We start from the raw sequence: 16068 nt of genomic DNA, 5'->3' as shown, positions 1-16068 counted from the left end.
TCGCGGCTGTCCGGACTAAAACGGACGTATTTACCAGGGAGTCACAATGCTCAAAACCTATCGACGTATCGCAGTTCTGGCCGCTTTCGTTCCGACCTTCATGATGGCGCAGCACGCCCATGCGCAGGATGCGGAAAAGACAGCAGCCATCAAGGAACTGCTTTCCGTCATGCAGGCTGACCAGGCCGTCAAGGGCCAGGCCGAAAACTGGCAGCAAGGCGCCAAGCAGGAAGCTCCGCTGGTGCTGGAACAAGTGCTGGTCGAGAACAAGACCCTGAACGACAAGCAGAAGCAGGCCGCTGTCGAAAAGCTGAAGAAGAACGGCGCGGTGCAGCGCATGGTTGACGGCGCCGGCTCGGCGTTCAGCACCGATGGCTTCCGCAAGGACGCGATCCAGGCGCACTACGATGCCTTCGGCAAGTACTACTCGACGGCGGAACTCAAGGACCTGACCACCTTCCTTAAGTCGCCGACCGGCCAGAAGTTCATGGCCAACCAGGGCAAGGCGACCCAGGAGATCTGGGGTTCGATGATGCAGAAGTACGGCCCGCAGGTCGGCAAGTCGATGCGCGACGCCGCAGAGAAGGAAATCACCGCCGCTTCGAAGTGATGCTGGCGTGATCCGCGACTGAATCAGACCGCCGCCCGCCTGCAGCCTTGCAGGCAAGTGCGGCCCCGGGGCCTGGCCCCGGGTGCCCAACGGGGCGCGGGTTTGAGGGATAATGGCTGCTTGGGTAACACCGGCAGCCATTTTTCCATTCCCCGTCTCATGAACGATCCCCAGAATCCCGCTCTTGCCGGCATGATGCAGCGTGCATTGGCCGAACGTGTCTACAACTTCTCCCCTGGCCCGGCGGCGCTGCCCGCCGAAGTGCTGCAACAGGCTGCCGAGGAGATGCTGTCCTGGCACGGGACCGGGGTTTCGGTGATGGAGATGAGCCACCGCAGCCGCGAATTCGAAAGCATCCATAACGAAGCGATCGCTGACTTGCGCGAGTTGCTGCACATCCCCGCCAATTTCAAGGTGCTGTTCCTGCAAGGTGGCGCCATCGGCGAAAACGCCATCGTGCCGCTGAACCTGATGCGGCTGCGCAGCGCCGAGCAGCCCAAGGCCGATTTCGTCGTCACCGGCACCTGGTCGGTCAAGACCGAGCAGGAAGCCCGCCGCTATGGCGCGGTCAATATCGCTGCCACGAGCGAGGCGCAGAAATTCCACCGCATCCCCGACGTTGCGGACTGGAAACTGTCGGACGATGCCGGCTACGTGCACCTGTGCACCAACGAAACCATCGTCGGCGTGGAGTTCCAGGACATTCCCGATATCGGCCAGGTCAAGGGCGACCGCGTGGTGGTGGCGGACGCTTCCAGCCATATCCTGTCGCGCCCGATCGACTGGTCGCGCGTGCAGGTGGTCTACGGCGGCGCGCAGAAGAATATCGGCCCGGCCGGCGTCACCATCGTGATCGTGCGCGACGACCTGCTCGGTCACGCCCACCCGCTGTGCCCGTCGGCATTCAACTGGCGCCTGGTGGCCGAGCACAACTCGATGTACAACACGCCGCCGACCTATGCGATCTATATCGCCGGCCTGGTCTTCAAGTGGCTCAAGCGCCAGGGCGGCGTGCCCGCGATCGAGCAGCGCAATATCGCCAAGGCGTCGGCGCTGTACAACTACCTGGACCAGAGCGATTTCTATCGCAACGAGATCCATCCGAGCTGCCGCTCGCGCATGAACGTGCCGTTCTTCCTGGGCGACGAATCGCGCAATGAAGCGTTCCTGCAGCAGGCGCGGGCCAACGGCCTGGTGCAGCTCAAGGGACACAAGACCGTGGGCGGCATGCGCGCCAGCATCTATAACGCGATGCCGCTGGAAGGCGTGATGGCGCTGGTCGATTTCATGCGCGAGTTCGAGCGTACGTCCGCCTGACGCGCATTCCCGCTGGCTGCCCGCGCACGTCAGGCACAGTGCGCCGGCAGGCAGAGGTCAGTTTTTCTCCGGCCGCCGCGCCCCGGCGGCCCACCGGATTCATACAAAATGACAAGCCAAGACCGCACCCCCGCGCGCGAGGAGACGCCGCCCAACGAGCAGCAGAACGATAGCCACCTGAGCGAAGCCGAGCGCAAGCTGTCGGTCGAGCTGAGCCCGCTGCGCGAGCAGATCGACACCGTTGACCGCGAACTGCTGGCGATGCTGAACCGCCGCGCCAAGCTGGCACTCGAGGTCGGCGAGGTCAAGAAGAAGTACGGCGCGCCGGTGTTCCGCCCGGAGCGCGAGCTGCAGGTGATCCGCAAGGTGCAGGGCGCCAACCCCGGCCCGTTGCTGGGCGAAAGCGTTGCGGCGATCTGGCGCGAGGTGATGTCCGCATGCCGCGGGCTGGAAAAGCCGCTGGAAGTGGCTTTCCTCGGCCCGGCCGGCACGTTCTCCGAGCAGGCGCTGTATGCGCACTTCGGCCATGAGGTGTCGGGCGTGCCTTGCCCGAGCATCGACGAGGTGTTCCGTGCCGTCGAGGCGGGCACGGTCGAGTACGGCGTGGTGCCGGTCGAGAACTCCACCGAGGGCGCGGTGTCGCGCACGCTCGACCTGTTCCTGCAGACCTCGCTGAAGATCAGCGGCGAGATCGCGCTCAAGGTGCACCACAACCTGATGGCATCCACGCCCGACATGCAGGGCGTCACGGTGGTGCGCGCGCATGCGCAGGCACTGGCGCAGTGCCAGCACTGGCTGACCGCCAACTATCCGCACCTGGAGCGCCAGGCGGTGTCGAGCAATGCCGAGGCCGCGCGCATGGCCAGCGAAGACCCGACCGTGGCCGCGATTGCCGGCGAGTCCGCCGCCAACCGCTATCACCTGCATATCGTGCGCACGCATATCCAGGACGATCCCCACAACCGCACGCGCTTTGCCGTGATCGGCCGCTATGAGACCGAACCGTCGGGCAGCGACCAGACCTCGATGATCCTGTCGGTGCCCAACAAGGCCGGCGCGGTGTACCAGCTGCTGGCGCCGCTGGCGGAGAACGGTGTTTCAATGTGCCGCTTCGAGTCGCGCCCGGCGCGCAGCGGCGCGTGGGAGTACTACTTCTACGTCGACGTGGAAGGGCACCAGCATGAGCCGGCAGTGGCGCGCGCCATCGAAGAGCTGCGCCGCAACGCGGCTTACCTGAAGGTGCTGGGCTCGTATCCGTCGAGCAAGTAAGGCAGCCAGGCAAGAACAAGGAGACGAGATGGCAGAGCAGGGTAAGCAAGGCGGCACGGTGTTCGGACCCGGCTATGTGCGGGCGATTTCGCCGTACGTTGCCGGCAAGCCGATTTCGGAAGTCGCGCGCGAGTTCGGCCTGGACGAGGCCGGCATCGTCAAGCTCGCCTCTAATGAAAATCCGCTCGGCATGCCCGAGTCGGCCCGCCGCGCGGTCGCCGATGCGGTGGCTGAACTCGGCCGCTACCCGGATTCCAACGGCTTTGCGCTGAAGGGCGCGCTGTCGGCGCGCTTCGGCGTGCCCGCCGACTGGCTGACGCTGGGCAACGGCAGCAACGACATCCTGGAGCTGGCCGCGCATGCGCTGGTGGAGCCGGGTCAGTCGATCGTCTATGCCCAGTACTCGTTCGCGGTCTACGCGCTGGCCACGCAGGAGATCGGCGCACGCGCCATCGAAGTGCCCGCGCGCGACTACGGCCATGACCTGGAGGCGATGGCCGCGGCGATCGCGCCGGATACGCGCCTGGTCTTTATCGCCAACCCGAACAACCCGACCGGCACGTTCGTGCCGGCCGCGCAGATCGAAGCCTTCCTGCAGCGGGTGCCGGCCAATGTGGTGGTTGTGCTGGACGAGGCGTACAACGAATACCTGGATGCCGACCAGCAATATGATTCGCTCGCCTGGGTGCGCCGCTACCCGAACCTGATGGTGTCGCGCACGTTCTCCAAGGCCTATGGCCTGGCGGGCCTGCGCATCGGCTACGCGGTGGCGCAACCGGAGCTGTCGGACCTGCTGAACCGCATCCGCCAGCCGTTCAACGTCAACAGCGTGGCGCAGGCCGCGGCCATCGCGGCGCTGGGCGATGCCGGGTTCCTGCGCCGCAGCGCCGAGCTGAACCGTGCCGGCAAGCGCCAGCTGACCGATGCCTTCGACCGGCTCGGGCTGGAATACGTGCCGTCGTCCGGCAACTTCGTGATGGTGCGCGTGGGCGATGACGACGGCGCCGGCGCGCGCGTCAACCTGGCCTTGCTGAAGCAGGGCGTGATCGTGCGGCCGGTGGGCAACTACAACCTGCCGCGCTGGCTGCGCGTGACCATCGGCCTGGCCGAGGAGAACGCGGCCTTCATCGCGGCGCTGGAGCGGGCGCTGGCGTGAGCGCGGCTACAATCGCGGCGTTTCGCTGCAGGCTGCTTGCCTGCCTCGTTGCCAATCATCGATTTACCTCGGCCTGGTCCGAGCCACTGCCCCTAGCGGCCTGAGATTGTGAGTGCATTGCATTTTTCCCGTGTTGTCATTGTCGGTGTCGGCCTGATCGGCGGCTCGCTCGCGCTGGCGCTCAAGCGCGCCGGCGTGGTGGGCACGGTGGTCGGGGTGGGGCGCTCGCCGGCGTCGCTGCAGAAGGCGCTGGATCTTGGCGTGATCGACGAGGCCGCGACGCTGGCGGATGCCGCGCGCGGCGCCAGCGTGATCGTGCTGTGCGCGCCGGTGGCGCAGAACTTTGCGCTGCTGCACGCGCTGGAGCCGCACCTGCAGCCGGGCACCATCGTCACCGATGCCGGCAGCACCAAGTCAGACGTGATCATGGCGGCCAAGACGGCGCTCGGCGACAAGGTCGCGCAGTTCGTGCCGGCACACCCGATCGCCGGGCGCGAGCTCAACGGCGTGGAGGCGGCGCTGCCGGACCTGTACCTCGGCAAGAAGACCGTGCTGTGCCCGCTGCAGGAAAACTCGCGCGCCGATGTCGCCGCGGTGCGCGCCATGTGGGAAAGCGCCGGCGCAGAATGCCATGTGATGTCGGCAGTGCAGCACGACGCGGTGTTTGCCGCGGTCAGCCACCTGCCGCACGTGCTGTCGTACGCGCTGGTGGCGCAGGTCGCCAATGCGGAAGATGCCGCGCTGAAGCTGGGCTTCGCCGGCGGCGGCTTCCGCGATTTCACGCGCATCGCGGCCTCGTCGCCTGAGATGTGGCGCGACATCTGCGTGGCCAACCGCGACGCGCTGCTGCGTGAGCTGAATACCTACCAGTCGGTGCTGGCGCACCTGAAGGCGCAGATCGAGAAGGGCGACGGCGACGCGCTCGAACGCATCTTCGCGCGCGCCAGCAAGACCCGGCTGGCCTGGGGCGCAGAGCGTGCCGCGGGCAACCATACCGAACCCTGAACCAATAGCCTGACCGCGGCGCCCCGGCGCCCACGAAAACCATGGAACACCTGACGCTAGGCCCCCTGACCCGCGCCAACGGCACCGTCCGGCTGCCGGGCTCGAAGAGCATCTCCAACCGCGTGCTGCTGCTGGCCGCACTGGCCACGGGCGAAACCCGCGTGCGCGACCTGCTCGATTCCGACGACACCCGCGTGATGCTGCAAGCGTTGCGCACGCTCGGCGTGGCGTGGCGGCAGGAAGGCGACGACTACATCGTCACCGGCGCCGGGGGCAATTTTCCGAACAAGTCGGCCGAACTGTTCATGGGCAATGCCGGCACCGCGATCCGCCCGCTGACTGCCGCGCTTGCGCTGCAGGGCGGCAGCTACAAGCTGTCGGGCGTGCCGCGCATGCATGAGCGGCCGATCGGCGACCTGGTCGACGGCCTGCGCCAGATGGGCGCCGTGATCGACTACCTTGGCAATGAAGGCTTTCCGCCGCTGCATATCCAGCCGGCCGGCATTCGCATCGACGCGCCGATCCGCGTGCGCGGCGATGTGTCGAGCCAGTTCCTGACCGCGCTGCTGATGAGCCTGCCGATGGCGCAATCCGACAGCGGCCGCATCGAGATCGAAGTAGTAGGCGAGCTGATCTCCAAGCCGTATATCGAGATCACGCTGAACCTGCTGGCGCGCTTCGGCATCGAGGTCGAGCGCCAGGGCTGGGAGCGCTTCGTGCTGCCGGCCGGCGCGGCTTACCGCTCGCCAGGCGAGATCTTTGTTGAGGGCGATGCGTCGTCCGCTTCCTACTTCCTGGCGGCCGGTGCGATCGGCGGTGGCCCGGTCCGGGTGGAAGGCGTGGGCATGGCCAGCATCCAGGGCGATGTGCGCTTCGCCGAGGCGCTCAACCGCATGGGCGCCAATGTGATGGCAGGTGACAACTGGATCGAAGTGCGCGGCACGGAACGCGACGACGGGCGCCTGCACGGCATCGAGCTGGACTGCAACCATATCCCCGATGCGGCGATGACGCTGGCGGTGGCGGCACTGTTTGCCGAAGGCACGACCACGCTGACCAATATCGCCAGCTGGCGCGTCAAGGAAACGGACCGTATCGCGGCGATGGCGACGGAACTGCGCAAGCTCGGCGCAGTCGTGGAAGAAGGGGCCGACTATCTGCGTGTGACGCCGCCGCAACCGTGGCAGACTCCGGCCGACGGCATTGGCACCTATGATGACCATCGCATGGCGATGTGCTTCTCGCTGGCAGCCTTTGGGCCGCTGCCGGTGCGGATCAATGATCCGGGCTGTGTGGCGAAGACGTTCCCGGATTACTTCAGCGTGTTTGCGGGCGTGACCGTCTAAGCGCTCGCCAGGTTGGCGTGGTCGCGCTGCGCCGGGGCGCGGTCGCGGGCAGTTCCGGCCTGGCGGCGCTCGCGCTTCTCCCAGTAGCGGTCGAAGAAGTAGTGGGCCACGGTATTGACGGCCGGCTCGATGAAGGTGATGGCACCGCTGATGGCGAGGCTGCCGGTCAGCGCATACGTCACGCTGAAAGCGATGCCGAGGTGCATGATGCCGAAAGTCAGGGTTTTTGCCATGGTAGATTGCCTCGCGACTGGACGGAAAGGGCATGGTGCCGCGGCTGCGGCGAAGTGCCATGAATCAAATGATAATGATTCTCAATTGAATTCACAATCAATCGTTTCTCTTGGTTTTATAAACAATGACTATCGTCAACGTCATCGCCATTGACGGGCCGACTGCCTCGGGCAAGGGCACTGTCGCGCACAAGGTCGCGGACGCCGTGGGCTTTCACCTGCTCGACAGCGGCGCCCTGTACCGGCTCGTGGCGCTGGCCAGCGACCGCGCCGGGATTGACCTGGCGGACGTGGACGCGCTTGCAAAGATCGCTTCCCGCCTCGATGTGAAGTTCGGCCCTGACCGCGTCTGGATGCAAGGCGAGGAAGTCAGCCTGGCAATCCGTGCCGAGGCGATCGGCAACCGGGCCTCGGCCATCGCCGTGCACCAGCCGGTGCGCGACGCGCTGACCCAGCTGCAGCGCAGCTTCCGCAAGCTGCCGGGGCTGGTCGCCGACGGCCGCGACATGGGCACTGTGATCTTCCCGGATGCGCCGCTCAAGGTGTTCCTGACCGCAAGTGTTGAGGCGCGCGCTCGCAGGCGCTATAAACAATTGATTGATAAGGGAATTTCTGCTAATATTGAAGACCTTTTGCGTGACCTTGAAGCGCGCGATGTACGGGATCGCACCCGCACCGCCGCGCCGCTTCGTCCCGCCGAGGATGCAAAGCTGCTGGATACCTCCGATATGACGGTGGACCAGGCAGTGGCGCAGGTGCTGGAGTGGTTTGCCGCTGTGCGGCCCGATGCATGAGATGCATGCGGGCGCATCAGTAGAAGCGGTGTACCCCGACGGCACCAGATGGCGCCAGCCCGGGCAAGGCTTGTGGCTGGCTTGTGTCAAACCTGACCCCGCTGCACTGGCAGACTGAGCGCGATAGTCGCGCCGGCCAGCGTATTGCGGATTTCACCTTACGTTTATGTCCGACCTGCAAACTAACGAATCCTTTGCCGCACTGTTCGAGGAATCCGTCGCCCGCTCCAATATGAAGGCTGGCGAAGTGATCTCCGCTGAAGTCGTGCGCATCGACCACAATTTCGTGGTCGTCAATGCCGGCCTCAAGTCCGAGGCATTCGTGCCGGTGGAGGAGTTCCTGAACGACCAGGGCGAACTCGAAGTGCAGGCCGGCGACTACGTCTCCGTGGCCATCGATGCGCTCGAGAACGGCTATGGCGACACCATCCTCTCCCGCGACAAGGCCAAGCGCCTGGCATCGTGGCTGAACCTCGAGAAGGCGCTGGAAGACGGCGAGATCATCTCGGGTACCGTGACCGGCAAGGTCAAGGGCGGCCTGACGGTGATGGTCAACGGCATCCGCGCGTTCCTGCCGGGTTCGCTGGTTGACGTGCGCCCGATCAAGGACACCACCCCGTACGAAGGCAAGACCCTGGAATTCAAGGTCATCAAGCTGGATCGCAAGCGCAACAACGTGGTGCTGTCGCGCCGCGCCGTGGTCGAAGCGACCCTGGGCGAAGAGCGCCAGAAGCTGATGGAAACCCTGAAGGAAGGCGCCATCGTCAACGGTATCGTCAAGAACATCACCGACTACGGCGCATTCGTGGATCTGGGTGGCATTGACGGCCTGCTGCACATCACCGACCTGGCCTGGCGCCGTGTCCGCCACCCGAGCGAAGTGCTGTCGGTTGGCCAGGAAATCACCGCCAAGATCCTCAAGTTCGACCAGGAAAAGAACCGCGTCTCGCTGGGCGTGAAGCAGCTGGGCGAAGATCCGTGGGTCGGCATCTCGCGCCGCTACCCGCAAGGCACCCGCCTGTTCGGCAAGGTGACCAACCTGACCGACTACGGCGCGTTCGTCGAGATCGAAGCCGGCATCGAAGGCCTGGTGCACGTGTCGGAAATGGACTGGACCAACAAGAACGTTGCCCCGTCCAAGGTTGTCCAGCTGGGCGACGAAGTCGAAGTCATGGTGCTGGATATCGATGAAGACAAGCGTCGTATCAGCCTGGGCATGAAGCAGTGCAAGGCCAATCCGTGGGACGATTTCTCGCGTAACCACAAGAAGGGCGACAAGCTGGCCGGCCAGATCAAGTCGATCACCGACTTCGGCGTGTTCATCGGCCTGCCGGGCGGCATCGACGGCCTGGTGCACCTGTCGGACCTGTCGTGGCAAGAGACTGGCGAAGAAGCCGTTCGCAAGTACAAGAAGGGCGACGAAGTCGAAGCCGTGGTCCTGGGCATCGACGTCGACAAGGAACGCATCTCGCTGGGCATCAAGCAGCTGTCGGGCGATCCGTTCAACAACTTCATCTCGGCCAACGACAAGGGTTCGCTGGTTCAGGGCACCATCAAGGCGGTTGACGCCAAGGGCGCCGTGGTCCAGCTGGCTGACGATGTGGAAGGCTACCTGCGTGCTTCGGAAATCTCCGCTGACCGTGTGGAAGACGCCCGCAACGTGCTGAAGGAAGGCGAGCAGATCACCGCCCTGGTGGTGAACGTCGACCGCAAGTCGCGCAACATCAACCTGTCGATCAAGGCCAAGGACAGCGCAGAGCAGCAAGAAGCGATGCAGAAGTTCCAGGCTGACACCGGCACGGCTGGCACGACCAACCTCGGCGCCCTGCTGAAGGCCAAGCTCGGCCAGGACAACCAGTAATCGCAGGCCCCCGCGCTTGCGCGTATGCCCATGACCAAGTCGGAGCTCGTCGAAAAACTGGCTGCCCGCTTCCCCCAGCTGCTGCTGCGGGACGCGGACATCTCGGTCAAAACGATACTCGACGCGATGTCCGAGGCGTTGGCCGATGGCCACCGCATCGAGATCCGCGGATTCGGCAGTTTTGGTCTGAACAAGCGTCCGCCTCGCGTGGGGCGCAATCCCAAGTCCGGCGAGCGTGTGCTGGTTCCCGAGAAACGGGTGCCGCACTTCAAGGCGGGCAAGGAATTGCGCGAACGGGTTGACCGCAGCCAGCCGGCGCCTCCGGGCGCCAATGGCAACGGTCATGCCGCCGGCACGGCCCAGGCCGTGCCGGGCAAGGTAGGCCAGGGCAGCGCTCCCGCTGCAGCGGCGGGATTGCACGAGGGTGGGCTGAATTTTGTCCGCTCTTCCTGATTGCCGGGTTTTGCCTGCTGCTTGTGTGGTTGAAAAAAGCGCCCCCCTTCGGGGCGCTTTTTCTATTTCTGCCGGCCTTACGCGCGCACCGAGACGGGTGGCGCATCGTGCGCAAGCGGCTTGCCGGCGTCTGGCGCCGGGCCGCAGCCCGGGCCGCATTACGGCCCGGTTACCGAATAGGTGAAGCGTATCCGTTACAATGCCGGGGTCTTTGCCGGACCTCGCGCGAGTGCGCCGGTGCCGCTTCCACGTCACGCTGAAACGCTGCCAACCGCATGAAACTGTTCGCCTGGATCGTCCGCATCGTCGTATTCGTGCTGCTGTTCGTGCTGGCGCTGCGCAATACCGCCGAAGCCTCGCTGCAGCTGTTCTTCAACGCCGTCTGGCATGCCCCGCTGATCCTGATCCTGTTCGCGGCCTTCGTGCTCGGCGCGGTCGCGGCACTGGCATCGATCGCGCCCAACCTGATGCGCCAGCGCATGGAGCTTGCCCGGCTGCGCCGCGCCCTGGCCGATGCCGGCGCGCAGGCGAGCGCGTCAGCGGCATCGCCGCCGTCGCCAACCTCGGCAGCAGCCGCCGCGCCGCGCGACGGCAAGCCTGTTCCCTATAACGTAGTCGGCCCGAAGGTCTGATCCATGATGTTTGAAACCTGGTGGCTGCTGGCGCTGCCACTTGTCTTTGGCCTTGGCTGGATGGCGGCGCGCTTCGATGTGCGCCAGCTGATCAGCGAGCAGGGCGCCTTGCCGCGCTCGTATTTCAAGGGCCTCAACTTCCTGCTCAACGAGCAACCCGACAAGGCCATCGACGCCTTTATCGAGGTCGCGCGGCTGGACCCGGAAACCACCGAGCTGCACTTCGCGCTGGGCGCGCTGTTCCGCCGCCGCGGCGAAACCGAGCGTGCCATCCGCGTGCACCAGAACCTGGCGACCCGCCCCGACCTGCCCGAGCCCGAGCGCGAGCATGCCTTGTTTGAACTGGGCGAGGACTTCCTGCGCGCCGGCCTGCTGGACCGTGCCGAGGAATCGCTGCGCCGGCTGATGTCGGGCCCGTACGCGGCGTCGGCCAAGCGCGTGCTGCTTGAGCTCTACGAAGTGGAGAAGGAGTGGCAGAAGGCGATCGAGGCCGCGCGCGAGCTGCAGACGCTGGAGCAGACCAGCTACAGCCTGCAGATTGCCCAGTTCTGCTGCGAGCTGGCGCAGGACGCGCTGCAGCGCAAGCGCCCCGAAGATGCGGTGAAGTGGCTCAACCAGGCCGTTGCCGAGAATCCTGCCAACGTGCGCGCCCCGATCCTGCTGGGCGACGTGGCCGCGGCCGCGGGCGACGCCCGCGCGGCGCTTGGCCACTGGCTTGGCATCGAGCGGCAGGATGCATCCTTCCTGCCGCTGGTGGCGGACCGCGTGGTCAAGGCCTACGCCAGCCTGCAGGAGGAGGGCGCCGCGCTGGAATGGCTGCGCGGCCTGCTCAAGGGCAAGCTGGCGCCGGAGGTGCTCGATACCGCCTACAAGGCGGAACTGGACGTGAACGGCCCGGAAGCCGCCGCGCGCCTGATGCGCGAACAGCTGCGCCGCCAGCCCACGCTGCTGGCGCTGACCAAGTATTTCGAGGCGCAGGCGGCGGTGGTCACAGCCGGCGCCGCGTCCGCGCAGCCGGCGGGTGCCGATGCCCCGGCAGAGGGTGCCGAGGGCAACGACGGCAACGGCGAGCAAGCGCAGGAAACCACGGCCATCCGAGACCTGCTGCAGCTGCGCACGCGCAACCTCGCGCGCTACACCTGCCGCGAGTGCGGCTTCCGCGCCCGGCTTTTCTATTGGCAATGCCCGGGTTGCAACCGCTGGGAAACCTATGCCCCGCGGCGCTCCGAGACGCTCGGCTGAGCCCGGGCGGCCTGTGCAACAGAATTGAATTGACGCTATGAAAGTCACCATCATCGGCAGCGGCTATGTCGGCCTTGTCACCGGCGCCTGCCTGGCGGAACTTGGCAACGACGTGTTCTGCCTGGACCTGGACGAGCAGAAGATCGCGCTGCTTAACGCAGGCGGCGTGCCGATCTACGAGCCGGGCCTGCAGGAGCTGATCCAGCGCAACCGTGCCGCCGGGCGGCTGACCTTTTCCACCGACGTGGCGGCCAGCGTCGAGCACGCCGATGTGCAGTTCATCGCCGTGGGCACGCCCCCGGACGAAGACGGCTCTGCCGACCTGAAGTACGTGTTGGCGGCGGCGCGCAATATCGGCCGCCATATGACCGGCTTCAAGGTCGTGGTCGACAAGTCCACCGTGCCGGTGGGTACCGGCGACCGCGTGGCCGCCACGATCCGCGCGGAGCTGGCCGCGCGCAGCCTGGAGGACCTGCAGTTCTCGGTGGTGTCGAACCCCGAGTTCCTGAAGGAGGGCGCCGCGGTCGAGGACTTCATGCGCCCGGACCGCATCGTGCTGGGCTGCAGCGCCGACGTCGCCGGCCGCCACGCGCAGGCCACCATGCGCCAGCTTTACGCGCCGTTCAACCGGCACCACGAGCGCACCTTCTACATGGACGTGCGCTCGGCCGAGTTCACCAAGTACGCCGCCAATTCGATGCTGGCCACGCGCATCTCGTTCATGAACGAGCTGGCCAACCTGGCCGACGAGGTCGGCGCCGATATCGAACTGGTGCGCATGGGCATCGGATCGGACCCGCGCATCGGCTACAGCTTCCTGTATGCCGGCGCCGGCTACGGCGGTTCATGCTTTCCCAAGGACGTGCAGGCGCTGATGCGCACTGCCGCCGACCATGGCAAGCCGATGCGCGTGCTGGAAGCGGTGGAATCGGTCAACGGCGCGCAGAAACGCGTATTGGGCGACAAGGTCGTGCGCCGCTTCGGCGATGACCTGAGCGGGCGCACCTTTGCCGTGTGGGGCCTGGCCTTCAAGCCCAATACCGACGACATGCGCGAAGCGCCGTCGCGCGTGCTGGCGCGCGAACTGGTGTCGCGCGGCGCGTCGCTGCGCATGCACGACCCGGTGTCGATGGCCGAAGCCCGGCGCGTGCTGGATGCCGACCTGGCCGACCTGCCGGGCGGCGCCGCGCGCGTGAGTTTCCACGAGAACCAGATGGATGCGCTGGACGGCGCCGACGCGCTGGTGATCGTGACTGAATGGAAGGTGTTCCGCAGCCCCGACTTCGGCCAGATCAAGCGGCGCCTGAAGGCCCCCGTGATCTTCGACGGGCGCAACCTGTATGAGCCCGAGGCCATGGTCGAGACCGGCGTGGAGTACCACGCCATCGGCCGCCCGACCCGGCAGGCCGTGAACGAATGAGGCGCCGGCGGGTCAACGGACTCATCAACCGATAAGCTAACTCGGCGGCCGCGGCCGTCGCGATATTGCCAAGGATCTTCATGAACAAGACCGTCATTCCGCAGGAGCAGATCCGGCAGTCCCATATCCTGGTGGTCGGCGACATGATGCTGGACCGCTACTGGTTCGGCGATGTGGAGCGCATCTCGCCGGAAGCACCGGTGCCGGTGGTGCAGGTCAAGCGCAGCGACGAGCGCCTGGGCGGCGCCGCCAACGTGGCCCGCAACGCCGCGGCGCTGGGCGCACGCGTGGGCATGCTGGGCGTGGTCGGCGACGACGAGCCGGCCCGCACGCTTGAAGCGCTGCTGGGCGAGAGCCATGTGCAGCCCTACCTGCACCGCGATCCTAAGCTCAACACCACCATCAAGCTGCGCGTGGTGGCGCACCAGCAGCAGTTGCTGCGCGTGGATTTCGAGAGCGCGCCGGCGCATGAAGTGCTGGCCGCGGTACAGGACCGTTTCCTGGCCCTGATCAACGACTACCAGGTGCTGGTGCTGTCCGATTACGGCAAAGGCGGCCTGACCCACGTCACGCGCATGATCGACGCCAGCCGCGCGGCCGGGCGCAAGGTGCTGATCGACCCCAAGGGCGACGACTACTCGCGCTACCGCGGCGCCACCCTGATCACCCCCAACCGGGCCGAGATGCGTGCCGTGGTCGGCGCCTGGAAGACCGAGGCCGACCTGACCATCCGCGCGCAGAACCTGCGCCGCGGGCTGCAGCTTGAGGCGCTGTTGCTGACGCGCTCGGAAGAGGGCATGACGCTCTACACCGAGGCCGAGGTGCTGCACGTCTCCGCCCAGGCGCGCGAGGTCTATGATGTATCGGGTGCGGGCGATACCGTGATCGCCACGCTCGCCACCATGCTGGGTGCCGGCGTGCCGCTCAAGGAAGCCGTGCAGCATGCCAATCGTGCCGGCGCCATCGTGGTGGGCAAGCTTGGTACCGCCGTCGTCTCTTATTCTGAATTGTTCGGCGCCGCCCCGTGAGGCGTGGCGCCCCCATCCTGATCCGACCATGACCATCATCGTCACCGGCGCCGCTGGCTTTATCGGCAGCAACCTCGTCAAAGGCCTGAACGACCGCGGCGAGACCAACGTCATCGCTGTCGACAACCTGACCCGTGCCGACAAGTTCCACAACCTGGTCGACTGCGAGATCTCCGACTACCTGGACAAGCAGGACTTCCTCGCGCGCTTTGCCCGCGGCGAGTTCGGCAAGGTGCGGGCGGTATTCCATGAAGGCGCGTGCTCCGACACCATGGAGACCGACGGCCGCTACATGATGGAGAACAACTACCGTTACACGCTGTCTCTGATGGAGAGCTGCCTGGAACAGGGCACGCAGTTCCTGTATGCGTCGTCGGCGGCTACCTACGGTGCTTCGCAGGTGTTCCGCGAAGACCGCGAGTTCGAGCGCCCGCTGAACGTGTACGGCTACTCCAAGTTCCTGTTCGACCAGATCGTGCGGCGCCGGCTGCCGTCGGCGCTGTCGCAGATCGTGGGCTTCCGCTACTTCAACGTGTACGGCCCGCGTGAAACGCACAAGGGCCGCATGGCCTCGGTCGCCTTCCACAACTTCAACCAGTTCCGCGCCGACGGCACGGTGAAGCTGTTCGGCGAGTACGGTGGCTATGCCCCCGGCATGCAGAGCCGCGACTTCATCTCGGTCGAGGACGTGGTCAAGGTCAACCTGCACTTCTTCGACCATCCGGACAAGTCCGGCATCTTCAACCTCGGCACCGGCCGCGCGCAGCCGTTCAACGACATCGCCGCCACCGTGGTCAACACCCTGCGCGAGGCCGAAGGCAAGCCGCGCCTGTCGCTCGATGAACTGGTGCAGGAAGGCCTGCTCGAGTACGTCAAGTTCCCCGATGCGCTGCGCGGCAAGTACCAGTGCTTTACGCAGTCGGATGTGTCGAAGCTGCGCAGCGCCGGCTACAGCGAGCCGTTCCTGTCCGTCGAGGAAGGCGTGGCGCGCTACTGCCGCTGGCTGATCGAACGCGCCGGCTGACAATCGGCGCGCAGCCGGCCGACACGCTTTCGTGCGGCCGGTGTCAACTTTTGTTGCCGCATGGGCCGCCGCTGCGGCCCGCCCCTATCCTGACCTGACCTCGCCGCCCCGGCGGGGGTGGTACCTCAGACCATCCACAGGAAAGGAGAGCCTTCATGTTCAAGCATTGGGTCCGGCAACTTGCCCGGCGTTTTTCCCTGGTATCCCTCGCTGCAACCATCTGCCTGTTCGCAGGCGGTGCCGCGCATGCCGCCATCGATGTCAACACGGCGGACGAGGCGGCGCTGACCTCGGTCAAGGGCGTGGGGGCCGCCACCGCCCGCAACATCATCGACGAACGCAACAAGCGTGGACCCTACAAGGACGCCGCGGACCTGGCCGAGCGCGTCAGCGGCATCGGGCCAAAGTCCGTGGCGAAGCTGCAGGACGCTGGCCTCGCCATTGGCCCGAAGGGAGCCGCAGCAGCGGCACCGGCAGCGGCGGCGGTCCCTGCCCCAGCCAAAGCCGGTAAGGCAGCGCCCACGGCGGCCGCGAAGCCGGCGCGCTAGCAGGCGCAGGGGCTGGCGCCCGGCTGCCGCGTGGCCGGGCGCTCTCCTTGCTGGTATGGGTTGTGCTAGACCCTTGCCGCTTCGCACGCCCCGTGGCGGCGGAGTATCATGCGGACGCCGCGCCGGCAGG

Annotated in this window: 16 protein-coding genes; 15 read left to right on the top strand and 1 reads right to left on the bottom strand. The window is 66.1% G+C overall.

The features are described from left to right. Positions 1 to 46 precede the first annotated feature (46 nt). The 6 genes from AC3WLF_RS04555 to aroA all read left to right on the top strand — a co-directional run bounded on the left by AC3WLF_RS04555 (position 47) and on the right by aroA (position 6703). Positions 47 to 610: a DUF2059 domain-containing protein gene (locus AC3WLF_RS04555; protein ID WP_010812962.1), complete on the top strand. Its 564-nt coding sequence runs from the start codon at positions 47 to 49 to the stop codon at positions 608 to 610. 159 nt (positions 611 to 769) lie between these two features. After that, a complete protein-coding gene (gene serC, locus AC3WLF_RS04550) occupies positions 770 to 1927 on the top strand; it encodes a 3-phosphoserine/phosphohydroxythreonine transaminase (protein ID WP_492317449.1) in 1158 nt (385 codons plus the stop codon). 108 nt (positions 1928 to 2035) lie between these two features. Further along, a complete protein-coding gene (gene pheA, locus AC3WLF_RS04545; RefSeq protein WP_010812960.1) occupies positions 2036 to 3196 on the top strand; it encodes a prephenate dehydratase in 1161 nt (386 codons plus the stop codon). Positions 3197 to 3224: 28 nt separating this feature from the next. Further along, positions 3225 to 4352 (top strand): histidinol-phosphate transaminase, encoded by a 1128-nt coding sequence (gene hisC / locus AC3WLF_RS04540; protein WP_492317447.1) that lies wholly within the window; start codon positions 3225 to 3227, stop codon positions 4350 to 4352. Positions 4353 to 4460: 108 nt separating this feature from the next. Beyond that, positions 4461 to 5357, top strand: a complete 897-nt coding sequence (locus AC3WLF_RS04535; protein WP_454750222.1) for a prephenate dehydrogenase — start codon at positions 4461 to 4463, stop codon at positions 5355 to 5357. Between the two features lie 41 nt (positions 5358 to 5398). Beyond that, on the top strand, positions 5399 to 6703 hold the full coding sequence (gene aroA, locus AC3WLF_RS04530; RefSeq protein ID WP_492357889.1) for a 3-phosphoshikimate 1-carboxyvinyltransferase: 1305 nt from the start codon (positions 5399 to 5401) through the stop codon (positions 6701 to 6703). On the opposite strand, the gene AC3WLF_RS04525 is transcribed toward aroA, so the two are convergent. After that, on the bottom strand, positions 6700 to 6936 hold the full coding sequence (locus AC3WLF_RS04525) for a DUF2061 domain-containing protein (protein WP_492317445.1): 237 nt from the start codon (positions 6934 to 6936) through the stop codon (positions 6700 to 6702). The genes aroA and AC3WLF_RS04525 overlap by 4 nt on opposite strands. A gap of 125 nt (positions 6937 to 7061) precedes the next feature. Between AC3WLF_RS04525 and cmk the strand changes: the two genes are divergently transcribed. The 9 genes from cmk (at position 7062) to AC3WLF_RS04480 (ending at position 15938) form a co-directional block, all read left to right on the top strand. Next, positions 7062 to 7730 (top strand): (d)CMP kinase, encoded by a 669-nt coding sequence (gene cmk / locus AC3WLF_RS04520; protein ID WP_492317444.1) that lies wholly within the window; start codon positions 7062 to 7064, stop codon positions 7728 to 7730. 166 nt (positions 7731 to 7896) lie between these two features. Next, positions 7897 to 9591 carry a 30S ribosomal protein S1 gene (gene rpsA / locus AC3WLF_RS04515; protein ID WP_010812954.1) on the top strand — a complete coding sequence of 565 codons (1695 nt, stop codon included), beginning with the start codon at positions 7897 to 7899 and terminating at the stop codon, positions 9589 to 9591. 30 nt (positions 9592 to 9621) lie between these two features. Beyond that, positions 9622 to 10044 (top strand): integration host factor subunit beta, encoded by a 423-nt coding sequence (locus tag AC3WLF_RS04510; RefSeq protein ID WP_010812953.1) that lies wholly within the window; start codon positions 9622 to 9624, stop codon positions 10042 to 10044. Positions 10045 to 10319: 275 nt separating this feature from the next. Next, positions 10320 to 10676, top strand: a complete 357-nt coding sequence (locus tag AC3WLF_RS04505; protein WP_010812952.1) for a LapA family protein — start codon at positions 10320 to 10322, stop codon at positions 10674 to 10676. Positions 10677 to 10679: 3 nt separating this feature from the next. Further along, positions 10680 to 11918, top strand: coding sequence for a lipopolysaccharide assembly protein LapB (gene lapB, locus AC3WLF_RS04500; RefSeq protein WP_492357888.1), 1239 nt, complete (start codon positions 10680 to 10682; stop codon positions 11916 to 11918). 37 nt (positions 11919 to 11955) lie between these two features. Further along, entirely contained in the window at positions 11956 to 13338 is a 1383-nt protein-coding gene (locus AC3WLF_RS04495; RefSeq protein ID WP_492321410.1) for a UDP-glucose dehydrogenase family protein, read from the top strand. 80 nt (positions 13339 to 13418) lie between these two features. Beyond that, a complete protein-coding gene (rfaE1, locus tag AC3WLF_RS04490) occupies positions 13419 to 14366 on the top strand; it encodes a D-glycero-beta-D-manno-heptose-7-phosphate kinase (protein WP_010812949.1) in 948 nt (315 codons plus the stop codon). Positions 14367 to 14394: 28 nt separating this feature from the next. Then, positions 14395 to 15390, top strand: coding sequence for an ADP-glyceromanno-heptose 6-epimerase (rfaD, locus tag AC3WLF_RS04485; RefSeq protein ID WP_010812948.1), 996 nt, complete (start codon positions 14395 to 14397; stop codon positions 15388 to 15390). 155 nt (positions 15391 to 15545) lie between these two features. Further along, entirely contained in the window at positions 15546 to 15938 is a 393-nt protein-coding gene (locus tag AC3WLF_RS04480) for a ComEA family DNA-binding protein (protein ID WP_492357887.1), read from the top strand. Positions 15939 to 16068 lie beyond the last annotated feature (130 nt).

The organism is Cupriavidus sp. FW306-01-F10A (genome assembly GCF_058782785.1).
This window is presented reverse-complemented; position numbering and strand designations above follow the sequence as displayed.